Origin of the sequence: Microtetraspora sp. NBRC 13810, from assembly GCF_030268685.1 — a bacterium.
Lineage (GTDB): Bacteria > Actinomycetota > Actinomycetes > Streptosporangiales > Streptosporangiaceae > BSRQ01.
On record NZ_BSRQ01000001.1, the window covers coordinates 113,961 to 127,057 of the forward strand.

The window sequence follows — 13,097 nt, forward strand, 5'->3', positions numbered from 1 at the left end:
AGGGGACATGAAGATCATCAATCCGGCGACGGAGGAACCGATCGCCGAGGTGGAGATGGCGGACGCCGCCGAGGTGGACCGCGCGGTGGAACGTGCCAGGAGGGCGTTCCCCGGCTGGCGGGAGGTGAGCCCCGGCGACCGGGCCCGCCTGCTGCGCCGCTTCGCCGCCCTGGTGGACTCCCGCGCGGACGAGCTCGCCGCGCTGGAGGTGGCCAACGCCGGGCACACGATCGGCAACGCCCGCTGGGAGGCCGGCAACGTCCGCGACGTGCTGGACTTCTACGCCGGAGCGCCGGAACGGCTGCACGGCAAGCAGATCCCGGTCTCCGGCGGCCTGGACGTCACCTTCGCCGAACCGCTCGGCGTGGTCGGCGTCATCGTGCCGTGGAACTTCCCGATGACCATCATGACCTGGGGCGTCGCCCCCGCGCTCGCGGCGGGCAACACGGTGGTCGTCAAGCCCGCCGAGTGGACGCCGCTGACCGCCCGCCGGCTGGCGGAGATCGCCCTGGAGGCCGGCCTCCCCGAGAACGTCCTCCAGGTCGTGCCCGGCGAGGGCGAGGTGGCCGGCGCCCGGCTGGTCGACCACCCGGACGTCGCCAAGATCGTGTTCACCGGGTCCACCGAGGTGGGCAGGCAGATCGCCGCCAGGGCGGGCGAGCAGGTCAAGCGGGTCACCCTGGAGCTCGGCGGCAAGAGCGCCAACATCGTCTTCGCCGACGCCGACCTGGCGAAGGCCGCGGCCACGGCGCCGTACGCCGTGTTCGACAACGCGGGGCAGGACTGCTGCGCGCGCTCGCGCGTCCTCGTCCAGCGCTCGGTGTACGACGAGTTCCTGGAGCGCCTCGTGGCGGCCGTGCGGGCGGTCCGGGTGGGCGACCCGCTCGACCCGGCCATCGAGATGGGGCCGCTGATCAGCGCCGAGCATCGGTCCAGGGTGGCGTCCTTCGTCACCGGCACGCCGTACGCGCAGGGCGGCTGCCCGGCGGGGCCGGGATTCTGGTTCCCGCCGACCGTGCTGGTCCCGGACGGGCTGGACGACCCCGCGTACACCCAGGAGATCTTCGGCCCGGTGGTGAGCGTGGTGCCGTTCGAGGACGAGGCCGACGCCGTGCGGATCGCCAACGACACGCCGTACGGGCTGAGCGGGTCGATCTGGACCCGGGACGTCGGGCGGGCGCTGCGCACGGCCAGGGCGGTCGAGGCCGGCAACCTGTCGGTCAACTCGCACTCCTCGGTCCGCTACTGGACCCCCTTCGGCGGCTTCAAGCAGTCCGGGCTCGGCCGCGAGCTCGGCCCGGACGCGCTCGCCGCCTTCACCGAGACCAAGAACGTCTTCATCTCATCGGAGTGAACATGCAGCGCTTGCAGGAACGCGTGGCCGTCATCACCGGGGCCGGCAGCGGCATCGGCCTGGCCACCGCGCACCGCTTCGCCGAGGAGGGGGCCCGGGTGGTGTGCGTCGACATCGACGAGACCAGCGGGGCCAAGTCCGCGGCCGAGGTCGGCGGCCTCTACCTCAAGGCGGACGTGACCAGCGAGGAAGAGGTCGCGGGCGTCTACGAGACGGTGTTCGAGACCTACGGCAGCGTGGACATCGCGTTCAACAACGCGGGCATCTCCCCGCCGGACGACGACTCCATCCTGACCACCGGCATCGACGCCTGGCGCCGGGTCCAGGAGGTGAACCTCACCAGCGTCTACCTGTGCTGCAAGCACGCGATCCCCTACATGCGCCGCCAGGGCAAGGGGTCGATCATCAACGTGGCGTCGTTCGTGGCGGTGATGGGCTCGGCGACCAGCCAGATCTCCTACACCGCCTCCAAGGGCGGCGTGCTGGCCATGTCGCGGGAGCTCGGCGTGCAGTTCGCCCGGGAGGGCGTCCGGGTCAACGCCCTGTGCCCGGGGCCGGTGAACACGCCGCTGCTCCAGGAGCTCTTCGCCAAGGACCCCGAGCGGGCCCAGCGCCGCCTGGTGCACGTGCCGCTGGGCAGGTTCGCCGAGGCGTCCGAGATCGCCGCCGCCGTGGCCTTCCTCGCCTCCGACGACTCCTCCTTCATCACGGCCTCGGAGTTCCTGGTGGACGGCGGCATCTCCGGCGCCTACGTGACGCCCCTGTGAACCGCCCCGTCATCGGCATCACCTGTTACGTCGAGCCGGCGCGGTTCACGGTGTGGGAGCAGCCGGCCGCGCTGCTCCCCTACACCTACGTCGAGCACGTCGCGCGGGCGGGCGGCCAGCCGGTGATCCTGCCGCCCGCCGGCGAGCCCGCCGGGCTGACCGGGCGCCTCGACGGCCTGATCGTCGCGGGCGGCGGCGACATCGACCCGGCCAGGTACGGCGAGCGCCCGCACGAGCGGACCGGTTACGTCAGGGACTTCCGCGACGACGCCGAACTCGGGCTGATGCGCGCGGCCCTCGACGCCCGGCTGCCGTTCCTGGGCATCTGCCGCGGCCTCCAGGTGCTCAACGTCGCCCTCGGCGGCACCCTGCACCAGCACCTGCCCGACGTGGTCGGCCACGACGGCCACTCCCCGGCCCCCGGCACCTTCGGCCACCTCCCGGTGCGGCCGGTCGCCGGCACCCTCACCTCCAAGATCATCGGCCCGCACGAGGCCGCCCACTACCATCACCAGGCCGTGGACCGCCTCGCCGGCGGGCTCGCCGCCGGCGCGTTCGCCGACGACGGAACCATCGAAGCGGTCGAACTCCCCGACCATCCCTTCACGATCGCCGTACAGTGGCATCCCGAAGCCGGAAGCGACTCCTCCCTCTTCGAGGCCCTGGTCACCGCGGCGCGCTGAAACCGGTCCTCCTGGTGAAGTTGGGACCCGAGGTCTATCCCATGCATGTTCGTCCCCCGGTATCCGCGTCTCCGCTGACCGCGGTGCTCACGGTCATCGTGCTGGAGCTGCTGCGGATGAGCGGCCCGCTGATCGGCTCCGCGCCCGGCCCGGCCTGCGAGGCCCTGCTCGCCGGCGCCGTCTTCACCGCCCCCGCGCTCCTGCTGTGGTCCGCGGCCCGGCTCGCCGGGCGTGCACGGCTGCTCGGCGGCTCAAGGGTGGCCCGGTGGGCGGCCGGGGCCGGGGCCGGGTCCGGGTCAGGGGCCGGGGCCGGGGCCGGGGCCGGGGCCGGGGCCGGGGCGATGGTGGCGCTGGTCGCGGGGCTGGTGACGGTACGGCTCGCGGTGCAGGCGTTCGCCGCGCCGCCGGTGGCGCTGGGGCTGGCTGCGGTCGCCCTGGGGCTCGCCGCGCTGGTCGCGACGGTGAGCAGGGCCGAGGGCGGGGCCGCCGCGATGGGGCTGCTGTGCGGGATGGGCGTGGACGTCGGCGTGCGCTCGCTCTTCGGCACCTGGGACGTGGTCTGGCGTCCCGGCTGGGGCCCGTGGCTGGTCGTCGCCGTGGAGTGCGCCGCCGCGCTCGCCCTCACCTGGTGGACGCTGCGGCAGCCGGCGCCGGCCCGGCCGGTGGGGTCGCGGGCCTGGCTGATCGGCCCGTTCCTCGGCCTCACGGTGCCGTTCCTGGCCGGCACGGCGTTCTCCGCGTCCCAGGCGGGGGTGCCGTCCGCGCTCGCGGCCGGCGCCGGGGTCCTCGGCGCGCTGTTCGCGGTGGTCGCGGCGGGCGAGGCGCGGCACACGGCGACGCTCGCCGGGCGCGCGGCCGGAACCGCGGCGGCGATCCTGTTCGCGGGGGCGCTGCTCGCCGCCCTGCTCAGCACCGGCCCGCACGTGCTGGCGGCGGTGGCCGCGGCGCAGATCGCGGCCGGCCTGCTGCTCGCCCGCGGCCTGGAGGGCGCCGGCCGCGCCGCCGCGGCCGGCGGGCGCGAGGCGGGCGTCGCCGGGCTGGGGGCGGGACTGGGGTTCCTCGCGGTCGTCCTGCCCTACCAGGGCTTCCACGAGCCGGCGCTGAGCGCACCGGACCTGGTCGGGCCGCTGGCCGGGATCGCCATACTGGCCGTGGCCGGGGTGCGCGGGACGCCCGGCACGGCGGCCGGGCCGCTCACCTACGAGCTGGGCCTGGTGGGCGGCTGCGCCCTCGCCCTGCTCGCCCCCGTCGTCGCGCTGGTCAGCACCCCGCTCCCGGCCGCCCCGCCGCCGGTGCGGAGCGAGGTCAAACTGCTCACCTGGAACATCGACCACTGATCGCCGGCAGCCTCAACTTCCAGCCGTTCTGGCCGGCCGAGCGGCGGGCGTTCGGCGACGCCGGGTTCGTCAGCGCCCAGGACGTGACCGGAAACGGCGACCAGAGCACCGGGCCGAGGGGCCGGGCCGACTGGATCTGGGGCACCGGCGAGGTCACCTTCCGGGACTTCGCGATCCTGCGCGACGTGACCGTCTTCGGCCATTTCCCGGTGGAGGCCACCATCGCGCCGGTGGCCGCCCGGCCGGTCCCTTCGCCCTACTCCGCCCGGGTTCCGGTACCTTCCGTTCCCGGGTCGCACTGGTAGGCTGGCGCGAAACACCGCTGATCCCGTGCGGGAGAGCGTCCTGGCAACCGGTCAGGACCCCTGAAGGAGCAAGCCCTCCCCGCGAACCTCTCAAGGCAAAGGACCGCTCGGGCGAGGTGACCTCTGGAAAGCAGGCCGATTGGGCCTCGCCGAAGGTGAAAGTCCGGCAAAAACCGGGCGAAACTCTCAGGCACCCGTGACAGAGGGGGAGGATGCTCACATCCGTCCCTGTCTGAGGTGCCCACATGTCCCGACCCACGCCTCTGCGCGAGGTGCACGAGAGTCTCGGCGCGACACTGACCGACTTCGCGGGCTGGCTGATGCCCCTGCGCTACGGCAGTGAGTCGGCCGAGCACAACGCCGTGCGCGGTGCGGCCGGCCTGTTCGACCTCTCGCACATGGGAGAGATCTTCGTCACCGGTCCCGCCGCCGCCGACGCCCTCGACCACGCCCTCGTCGGGCACCTGGGCGCCCTCGCGCCCGGCCGCGCCCGCTACACGATGATCTGCGCCGAGGACGGCGGCGTGCTCGACGACCTCATCGTCTACCGGCTGGCCGAGGAGACCTTCATGGTCGTGGCCAACGCCTCCAACTACCCGCTCGTCGCCAGGGAGCTGACCCAGCGCGCGGAGCCGTACGACGCCGTGGTGGAGGACCGGTCGGACGCCTACGCGCTGATCGCCGTGCAGGGGCCGCGGGCGCAGGACATCCTGTCCGGGCTGACCGGCGCCGACCTGCCCGGTCTGAAGTACTACGCGGGGCTGCCCGGGGTCGTCGACGGGCACGAGGTGCTGATCGCGCGCACCGGCTACACCGGGGAGGACGGCTTCGAGCTGTTCGTGCCTGCCGCGGAGGCGGTCGCGCTGTGGCGGGCGCTCAGCGAGGCGGGCGAGCCGTACGGCCTGCGCCCGGCCGGGCTGTCCGCGCGGGACACGCTCCGGCTGGAGGCCGGGATGCCGCTCTACGGCAACGAGCTGACCCGGGAGCTGACCCCCTTCGACGCCGGCCTCGGCCGGGTGGTCAAGTTCGACAAGCCGGGCGACTTCGTGGGCAGGGCCGCGCTCGAACCGGTCAGGGACGTCGCGCCGAAGCGCCGCCTGACCGGCCTGGCCGCGACCGGGCGCAGGGTGCCCAGGCACGGCTATCCCGTGGTGTTGCGCGAGGATGGCACCGTGGTGGGCGAGGTGACCAGCGGCGCGCCCTCGCAGTCGCTGGGCAGGCCGATCGCGATGGCCTACGTCGACACCACCGCCCCCGTCGACGGCCTGGCCGTGGACATCCGGGGCGCGCGCGAAGCCGTCGAAGTTGTTGAACTGCCGTTCTACAGGAGGAACAAGTGAGCGACATCCCCGAAGAGCTCCAGTACACCAAAGAGCACGAGTGGGTGGCCGGTCTCGACGACGGCACCACGGTGACCGTGGGCATCACCAACTACGCGGCCGAGGCCCTGGGCGACGTCGTGTTCGTGCAGCCGCCCGACCTGGGCGCGGTCGTCACGGCCGGTGACTCGGTCGGCGAGGTGGAGTCCACCAAGTCGGTGAGCGACATCTACGCCCCGGTGGGCGGCGAGGTCGTCGCGGTCAACCAGGCGGTGGTGGACGACCCGTCCCTGCTCAACAGCGACCCGTACGGCGATGGGTGGATCTTCCAGGTGCGCGTGGACGGCGACCCGGCCGACCTGCTGTCCGCCGAGGAGTACACCGCGCTCACCTCAGGCGAGTCCTGACCTGCGCAGCCCGTCGGCAACGGTGCCGGCGGGCTCTCCGTTCCGAAAGGCCCCTCTGATGGCGATCAGCGTCTTCGACCTCTTCAAGGTCGGCATCGGACCCTCAAGTTCGCACACCGGCGGCCCGATGGCCGCCGCCCACAGGTTCGCCCGCGGCCTGCACCACGACGGCCTGCTGGAGAAGGTGGGCAGGGTCGAGGCCGTGCTCTACGGCTCGCTCGGCCTGACCGGCAAGGGGCACGGCAGCGACAAGGCGGTCCTGCTCGGCCTGTCCGGCGAGAAGCCCGAGCTCGTGGACGTGGACACCGTCGACGACCGCCTCGCGGCCATGCGCGCCTCCGGCACGGTCTCCTTGTACGGCATGCGGGAGATCCCGTTCGTGGTCGGCCAGGACCTCGTCTTCGAGCGGAAGATCTCCCTGCCGCACCATCCCAACGGGATGCGTTTCACCGCCTTCGACGAGGCCGGCGAGCCGCTCAGGGAGAAGGTCTACTACTCGGTGGGCGGCGGCTTCGTCGTGGACGAGAGCGCGACCGGCGTCGACCGGATCAAGGCGGACGACACCGTCCTGCCGTACCCGTTCACCACCGGCGCCGAGCTGCTCGCGCACTGCGCGGCCACCGGGCTGTCCGTCAGCGGGCTGATGCTGGAGAACGAGAAGGCGTTCGGCCGCTCGGCGCAGGAGATCCGGGCCGGGCTGCTGGACCTGTGGCGCGTCATGTCCGACTGCGTGCGCCGCGGCTACACCCGCGAGGGCGTGCTGCCCGGCGGCCTCAAGGTGAAGCGCCGGGCGCACCAGATGCACCTGCGGCTGCGCAGCGAGTCGCCGGCGAGCGACCCGCTCCAGGCGATGGACTGGGTCACCCTCTTCGCCCTCGCCGTCAACGAGGAGAACGCCGCGGGCGGCCGCGTCGTCACCGCCCCGACGAACGGCGCCGCCGGCATCATCCCCGCCGTCCTCACCTACTACGACCGGTTCATCCCGAGCTCCGACGACGACGGCGTGGTCCGCTTCCTGCTGACGGCGGGCGCGATGGGCGTGCTGATCAAGGAGAACGCCTCCATCTCCGGGGCCGAGGTCGGCTGCCAGGGCGAGGTCGGGTCGGCCTGCTCGATGGCCGCCGCCGGTCTCACCGAGGTGCTCGGCGGCACTCCCGAGCAGGTCGAGAACGCCGCGGAGATCGGCATCGAGCACAACCTCGGGCTCACCTGCGACCCCGTCGGCGGCCTCGTGCAGATCCCGTGCATCGAGCGCAACGCCGTGGCCTCCATCAAGGCCATCACCGCCGCCCGCATCGCCCTGCACGGCGACGGCCGCCACTTCGTCTCCCTCGACCGCGCCATCAAGACCATGCGCGACACCGGCCGCGACATGCTCGACAAGTACAAGGAGACCAGCCGCGGCGGCCTCGCCGTCAACGTCATCGAATGCTGACCGGAGGTGTCCGGTCACGGCCGGACACCCTCTGCCACCAGGCTTTATGGCGATTCCCTGGGAGTATCGGCGACTGTCTCGGCGACGCCGGCGGTGTTGTCTACCATGGTTTGCCAGACTTGACGGAACCGGTGATGCCAGGAGGGCGTGGTGGCGGTGCGGGCTTTTCTCCGCTCGCACTGGGTGTTCCTCCTCGTGCTCGCCGCCGGCGCGGTGCCGCGGGCGCTGGCCGTCCTCGGCTACCGGCCGGCGCTGTGGTTCTGGGCCGACTCCTTCGCCTACCTGGGCGCCTCGCTCGACCTCCGGCCGCTGGAGTCGCGTCCCGCCGGCTACTCGGTGTTCCTGTGGCTGCTCAGGCCGCTGGCCGCCATCGAGGCCGTGGCCGTGGTGCAGCACCTGCTGGGGATGGGCATCGCCGTGTGCGTCTACCTGGTGGTCAGGCGCAGGACGCGGCTGCCGGGCTGGGCGGCCTCGCTGGCCACCGTCCCGGTGCTGTTCGACGTGCACCAGGTGCAGCTCGAACACCTGATCATGGCGGATCTGCTGTTCACGTTCCTGGTCGCCCTCGCCGTGACGCTGCTCATGTGGCGGGAACGGCCGGCGGTGTGGATGGCGCTGACGGCCGGGCTGCTGCTGGGCGCGGCCACGGTGACCAGGACGATCGGGCTGCCGCTGATCGCCGTCGCGCTGGTGTGCATGCTGCTGCGCCGGGCCGGTTGGCGGCAGGTGCTGGCGGCGGCGCTGGCCGGCGCGCTGGTGCTCGGCGCGTACGCGACGTGGTTCAGGGCGGAGTACGGCTCCTTCGGGCTGACCCGCAGCAACGCCTTCCTCTGGGCGCGCACGATGACCTTCGCCGACTGCACGAAGATCCGCCCCCCGGTCGAGGAGGCCCCGCTGTGCCCCCGCGAGCCGCTCGACCGGCGCCCGGCCCCGCCCACGTACATCTGGAGCGGCGACTCCCCCCTGAACTCCGCCGCGCTGGCCGGCACGGACCGTGACGGGCTGGCCGGGTCGTTCGCGATGAGGGCGATCGAGGCTCAGCCGATGGACTGGCTGAAGGCCGGCCTGGTGGACGTGGCGCACATCTTCGACTGGACCCGCCGGGTCTATCCCGTGGAAGGGCCGCAGAGCGCCTACATCTTCCCCGACTCCGCCGAGTCCTTCTCCGACGAGGTCGCCTCCGCGGGCCGGAGCGCCACCGAACTCACCACCGCCTACCAGGGCCGTTCCGGCGAGACGATCCTCGTCTCCCCCTACGACGACTGGCTGCGCACCTACCAGGAGCAGGGTTATCTGCGCGGGCCGTTCCTCGGCGTCATCCTGCTGATCGGGCTGGGCGGGCTGCTGGCGCGGTTCCGGTCGCTGGGCGGTGACGTGCTGCTGCCGCTGGCGTCGTCGGTGGTGCTGCTGGTGCTGCCGCCGCTGATCGCCGCGTTCGACCATCGTTACGTCGTGCCCGCCGTACCGTTCGCCTGCCTGGCCGCCGCCCTCGCCTTCGGCCCGCTGCGCGCCCGCCGCCCCGCCGGGCGGCGGCCCGCGCACGCGGCGGGCGGCCGGGGTGTGGACGCCGGAGGGCGCGGCCGGGTACGGCAGGCGGCGGGTGAGGTCACCCAGCCGTGGCCCGCCGTGGGGTCCGCGGCGGATCCCGGGGCGGAGATGTGGGCGGAATGGGCCGCTCGCGCCGAGTCGGAGGCCCGGGCGGCGGCCTTCCGTGCCGGGCGGCCGGGGTCAGCGGCGGCGCAGGGACGGCCGGACGTGCACCCGGATCACGGCCGCGAGCCCGGCGTCTCCGACCGCCTTGCGCACCCGCCCGGCCACGGTCCCGTCGAGTTTGGCGACCAGCCGGCCGACGTCGGTCTCCGGCAGGCACACGATCCCCATCCGCAGCCGTTCGGCGCCCACGACCCGGACCCGCACCCTGCTGAGTCCTTCGACTTCTTTAAGCCCAACCCCCAGCATGGCGATCCCGGCCCCGGTACGGCTCCCGCACCGCCCCCAGCCCAGGGCGTTCAGCAGCCAGCGCACCGCCGCCAGCGCGGCCAGCGCGAGTAGCAGCGCCGCCGCCCAGACCAGCCACGGGCGGGCGGCGAAGAAGTCCTGGTGGGCACGGGTGAGCAGGCGGTCCTGCGGCGTGTGGCCGGCGAGCAGGCCGAACCCGCGCAGCAGCGCGTAGACGCCGGTGGCCAGCGCCGCCGCGCCGGTGACCGCCAGGCCGATCCGGTTGCCGACGTAGGGGCGCACGGTCACGCTCCCTTGCGGCGCAGCCGGACCACGACCTCGCCGCCGCCGAGCGCGCCCAGCGCGGCGAGCCGGTCTCCCACCGCCGCGCCCACCTGGCGCAGCACCACGCCGGTGCGTTCGGCCTCGGTCACCACGCGGATCTCGATCTGGCCGCCGGCCATCCGCACCCGGGCCCGGTCCACCCCGTTCACCGACTCGGCCACGGCCCGCAGGCTGCGGCGCAGGCCGGAACGGGTGAACCCGATGACGATGAGCGGGTCCTTGGTCTCCACCGGGACCAGTCTCGTCCTGCCGGGGAGCAGGGCGACCAGCAGCAGGACCGTCCCGAGCGCGGCGAGCGCGCCCGCCGTGCCGAGGACGAGCGGCTCGGACCAGGCGTGCCCGGTGGCGGCGGCGGTGAGCCGGTCGAAGGGGACGAAGCCGAGCCTCACCCCGAACGCCATGCTCACGGTCTCCGCGGCGGTGACCGTCAGCGTCACCGCCAGCACCAGCGCCACGGCCACGCCGGCCGGGGTGCGGGCGGGCCGCAGCGCCCGGGTGTTGCGGCGGCGGATCGCCTCGGGGGATTCCTTGTCGGGGGCGGCGCCGGGGGCGGCACCCGCCGTGACGTCCTGCACAGAAGTCATCACCCGGCCAGGGGTACAACGAACTCCCCCGCCCCGCCCGCGACCGCCCCGCCCCTTTGCACGTTCACAAACCCGCCCCCGCACGAGACTTTGCCTTCTCCCCCGGCCACCCCGCGCCCCACCGCCCGGTGCAGCCGGGGCCGCGGACCCCCTCCCCGGCAGGCGAAGACGGGGTGGAGGCCCCTCCTCCCCACCCCGCTCGCCGGCCGTCAGAAGCCGAGGTCGAGCACCCGCCACCTGTCGCAGTTGCGGGTGCGCGAGCTGTCCTCGCGGACCTCGCAGACCCGCAGGGCGGCGGCCAGCACGTCCTCCCTGTCCCAGGAGAACGAGCGGGAGTCGCCGTCGCAGGCCCGGTAGCGCCGGACCGTCCGCCAGTCGTCCTCGTCGTCGTCGATGTGCACCACGCGGAACTCGACCTGGGCGCACTGCCGGTCGCGGGAGGTGCGGTCGCTGAGCCGGCCGGACACCTCCAGGGTGTTGGCCTCCTCGTCGCCTTCCAGCACGAGCTCTCCGCGGGCCTGGGCCCGCCCGCCGTCACGGGAGCTGTAGCGCCCCCAGGTGTCCTCGAAGTCGGCGGCGCTCCGCAGCGCCGTACCGGCCGCCGGGGCGGCGGACGTCGCGGCCAGTGCCGTGGGGGCCATGGCCAGGGTGAGCGCCCCCGTCGCCACCAGCGCCGCGGTGATGTGCAGCATGCGTTTCATCGGCTTCCCTCTCCTTTTTCGCATCCACAAGAGATGCTCGGCGGAGTGGAAGCCGGGCACATGAGTAGCCCCGTACTCAGATACCTATATGTCGGGACCTGTCAGCGGCGGCGGCGACGCCACAGCATGACGGCGGCGCCCACCATGAGCACGGCGCCCACGCCGATCAGCACGGGCGCGAGATCGCGCGCCGGGTCCCTGAAGCGGTCGGCGTCGTTCCACGCGTCGTCGGGCGCGGAGTCGTACACGGCCGGCTTGGGCGCGCCCACGCCCACCACGTCGGCCACCGTCTCACTCACCGACAGGCAGAGCTGCTCGGCGTTGGCCCTGACCTTGGCCACGCCACGCTGGGCGACCCGCTTGGGGCTGACCCGGTCGGCGATGGCGTCGACCGTACGGGCGAGCTCCGCGCGGGTGCGCTCGATACGGCGCTCCAGCTCATCGGGGTCGGTGTCCGCCATACCTCTCCTCTCGTCGCCCCTTGACATCGATCAGTCTGTCAGGTGACGGCACCACCCGGCACGCTGGGCGGGCCGGTAAGTTGATCCGGGAAACACCTTCCCGGCAGGCCCCTTCAAGGAGGACTCGTGGCCGACACCACCGTGACCAGACTCGAACACGGCGATCCCGCACCGGAATTCTCCCTTCCCACCGCCGACGGCGGCACCGTCTCCCTCGCGGACCACCGTGGCAAGCGGGTCATCCTCTACTTCTACCCCGCCGCGATGACCCCTGGCTGCACCAAGCAGGCATGTGACTTCCGCGACAATCTCGGCCGGCTGACCGCCGAGGGCTACGTGGTGCTGGGCGTCTCCAAGGACAAGCCCGCCAAGCTGGCGAAGTTCGCCGAGCACGACGGGCTGACCTTCCCGCTGCTGTCCGACGAGGATCTCGCGGTGCACCGGGCGTACGCGGTGTACGGGGAGAAGACGATGTACGGCAAGACCGTCGTCGGCGTGATCCGCTCGACGTTCGTCATCGACGCCGACGGCAAGGTCGATCTGGCCCTCTACAACGTGAAGGCCACCGGCCACGTCGCCTCGCTGAAGAAGAAGCTCGGCCTTTCCTAGAAAGCGTCGTGCACGGCATGGCCCCGGCGGAAACACCTCCGGCCCGGGGCGCGCCCGCCCGGAAAGCCGCTAAAAGGGCCTTCGACGACCTGGGGCCGAGGCCACCGGCGGCCGGGTGCCGGACGGTTGGACACAAGGTAAGATCGGTAGCGTTCCGATTCGGGAACGACAGGGGTCGTAGCCCAACGGCAGAGGCAACGGCTTTAGGTGCCGTCCAGTGCGGGTTCGAATCCCGCCGACCTCACCAGTGTTCTCACCTCATCCCGCCCGCCGCTGTGGCGGGCGGGCGCCTCCGGGGATGCGGCCAGGTTTTAACCGTCGGGATATCGGTAAAAAATCCCTATTGTGATGCGATGTCCTTTTAAGTGTGATTTGTGGGGTTAAAGTCGCCGGGAAACTCGACCGGCGACTTCGTGGACTCGCACCGTGGGTCACGACACCGACGCCGCCCCGGCCGTGCACGCCGTCCGCGTCACCCCGGTCACGGCTGCCGCCGTCACCCCGACTTCCGCCGACGGCGCCGCCGTCGCCGTCCGCCTCGCCCGTCCCGCGCGGTCCACCGGTCTCGGGGTGCTCGTCCCGCCCGGCGGCCGGGGGCCGGGCGCACTCACCGTCGCCGGCGACAGGCCCGGGTTCGTGACGGCCCGTGCCGGTGCCTTGGGCCTGATGCTCGCCGAGGACGCCTGGCGCCGGGTCATCTGTCTCCCGGATCGGCGCGCCACGGCGACGGCGTAGCGCGGGAAGGGGGACGCACCCCAGCCGGGGGCCGCTCGTGCCGGGCCGCCTGGCCGCAGGGCCCGGTGGATCAGCCGCCCGCTGGGGTGCCGGTCCGGGTGCCCGCACCGCCCGTGC

The 13,097-nt window shown here is 73.1% G+C and carries 14 protein-coding genes, 1 tRNA gene and 2 riboswitches; of the genes, 12 read left to right on the plus strand and 3 right to left on the minus strand.

Annotation, left to right across the window (positions count from 1 at the left end):
- The first annotated feature begins 7 nt into the window (after positions 1-7).
- The 9 genes from QSK26_RS00525 to QSK26_RS00565 all read left to right on the plus strand — a co-directional run bounded on the left by QSK26_RS00525 (position 8) and on the right by QSK26_RS00565 (position 9,659).
- Positions 8-1,354 carry an aldehyde dehydrogenase family protein gene (locus QSK26_RS00525; protein WP_285772902.1) on the plus strand — a complete coding sequence of 449 codons (1,347 nt, stop codon included), beginning with the start codon at positions 8-10 and terminating at the stop codon, positions 1,352-1,354.
- Between the two features lie 2 nt (positions 1,355-1,356).
- Positions 1,357-2,121, plus strand: coding sequence for a 3-oxoacyl-ACP reductase (locus tag QSK26_RS00530; protein WP_285772903.1), 765 nt, complete (start codon positions 1,357-1,359; stop codon positions 2,119-2,121).
- On the plus strand, positions 2,118-2,804 hold the full coding sequence (locus QSK26_RS00535) for a gamma-glutamyl-gamma-aminobutyrate hydrolase family protein (protein WP_285772904.1): 687 nt from the start codon (positions 2,118-2,120) through the stop codon (positions 2,802-2,804). Before QSK26_RS00530 ends, QSK26_RS00535 begins: the two co-directional genes overlap by 4 nt.
- A gap of 41 nt (positions 2,805-2,845) precedes the next feature.
- Positions 2,846-4,141: a hypothetical protein gene (locus QSK26_RS00540; RefSeq protein ID WP_285772905.1), complete on the plus strand. Its 1,296-nt coding sequence runs from the start codon at positions 2,846-2,848 to the stop codon at positions 4,139-4,141.
- Positions 4,142-4,224: 83 nt separating this feature from the next.
- Positions 4,225-4,446 (plus strand): hypothetical protein, encoded by a 222-nt coding sequence (locus QSK26_RS00545; protein WP_285772906.1) that lies wholly within the window; start codon positions 4,225-4,227, stop codon positions 4,444-4,446.
- 18 nt (positions 4,447-4,464) lie between these two features.
- Positions 4,465-4,562, plus strand: a riboswitch (glycine riboswitch).
- Positions 4,563-4,659: riboswitch (glycine riboswitch) on the plus strand.
- A gap of 32 nt (positions 4,660-4,691) precedes the next feature.
- The gene (gene gcvT / locus QSK26_RS00550) at positions 4,692-5,786 is read left to right on the plus strand and encodes a glycine cleavage system aminomethyltransferase GcvT (RefSeq protein ID WP_285772907.1); all 1,095 of its coding nucleotides are present in this window, start codon (positions 4,692-4,694) and stop codon (positions 5,784-5,786) included.
- Positions 5,783-6,172 carry a glycine cleavage system protein GcvH gene (gene gcvH, locus QSK26_RS00555; protein ID WP_285772908.1) on the plus strand — a complete coding sequence of 130 codons (390 nt, stop codon included), beginning with the start codon at positions 5,783-5,785 and terminating at the stop codon, positions 6,170-6,172. The genes gcvT and gcvH overlap by 4 nt, the downstream gene beginning before the upstream one ends.
- Positions 6,173-6,230: 58 nt before the next feature.
- The gene (locus tag QSK26_RS00560) at positions 6,231-7,607 is read left to right on the plus strand and encodes an L-serine ammonia-lyase (RefSeq protein ID WP_285772909.1); all 1,377 of its coding nucleotides are present in this window, start codon (positions 6,231-6,233) and stop codon (positions 7,605-7,607) included.
- Between the two features lie 156 nt (positions 7,608-7,763).
- Positions 7,764-9,659 (plus strand): glycosyltransferase family protein, encoded by a 1,896-nt coding sequence (locus tag QSK26_RS00565; protein ID WP_285772910.1) that lies wholly within the window; start codon positions 7,764-7,766, stop codon positions 9,657-9,659.
- 191 nt (positions 9,660-9,850) lie between these two features.
- Here QSK26_RS00565 and QSK26_RS00570 read toward each other — a convergent pair whose 3' ends face one another.
- From QSK26_RS00570 to QSK26_RS00580, 3 genes are all read right to left on the minus strand, one after another.
- Positions 9,851-10,474, minus strand: coding sequence for a DUF6286 domain-containing protein (locus tag QSK26_RS00570; protein WP_285772911.1), 624 nt, complete (start codon positions 10,472-10,474; stop codon positions 9,851-9,853).
- 209 nt (positions 10,475-10,683) lie between these two features.
- Positions 10,684-11,175, minus strand: coding sequence for a hypothetical protein (locus QSK26_RS00575; protein WP_285772912.1), 492 nt, complete (start codon positions 11,173-11,175; stop codon positions 10,684-10,686).
- Between the two features lie 101 nt (positions 11,176-11,276).
- On the minus strand, positions 11,277-11,636 hold the full coding sequence (locus QSK26_RS00580) for a DUF3618 domain-containing protein (protein WP_285772913.1): 360 nt from the start codon (positions 11,634-11,636) through the stop codon (positions 11,277-11,279).
- Positions 11,637-11,762: 126 nt separating this feature from the next.
- On the opposite strand from QSK26_RS00580, the gene bcp reads away from it, so the two are divergent.
- From bcp to QSK26_RS00595, 3 genes are all read left to right on the plus strand, one after another.
- Positions 11,763-12,245 (plus strand): thioredoxin-dependent thiol peroxidase, encoded by a 483-nt coding sequence (gene bcp, locus QSK26_RS00585; protein ID WP_285772914.1) that lies wholly within the window; start codon positions 11,763-11,765, stop codon positions 12,243-12,245.
- Positions 12,246-12,416: 171 nt separating this feature from the next.
- Positions 12,417-12,492, plus strand: a tRNA-Leu gene (locus QSK26_RS00590).
- Between the two features lie 179 nt (positions 12,493-12,671).
- Entirely contained in the window at positions 12,672-12,980 is a 309-nt protein-coding gene (locus tag QSK26_RS00595) for a hypothetical protein (protein ID WP_285772915.1), read from the plus strand.
- Positions 12,981-13,097 lie beyond the last annotated feature (117 nt).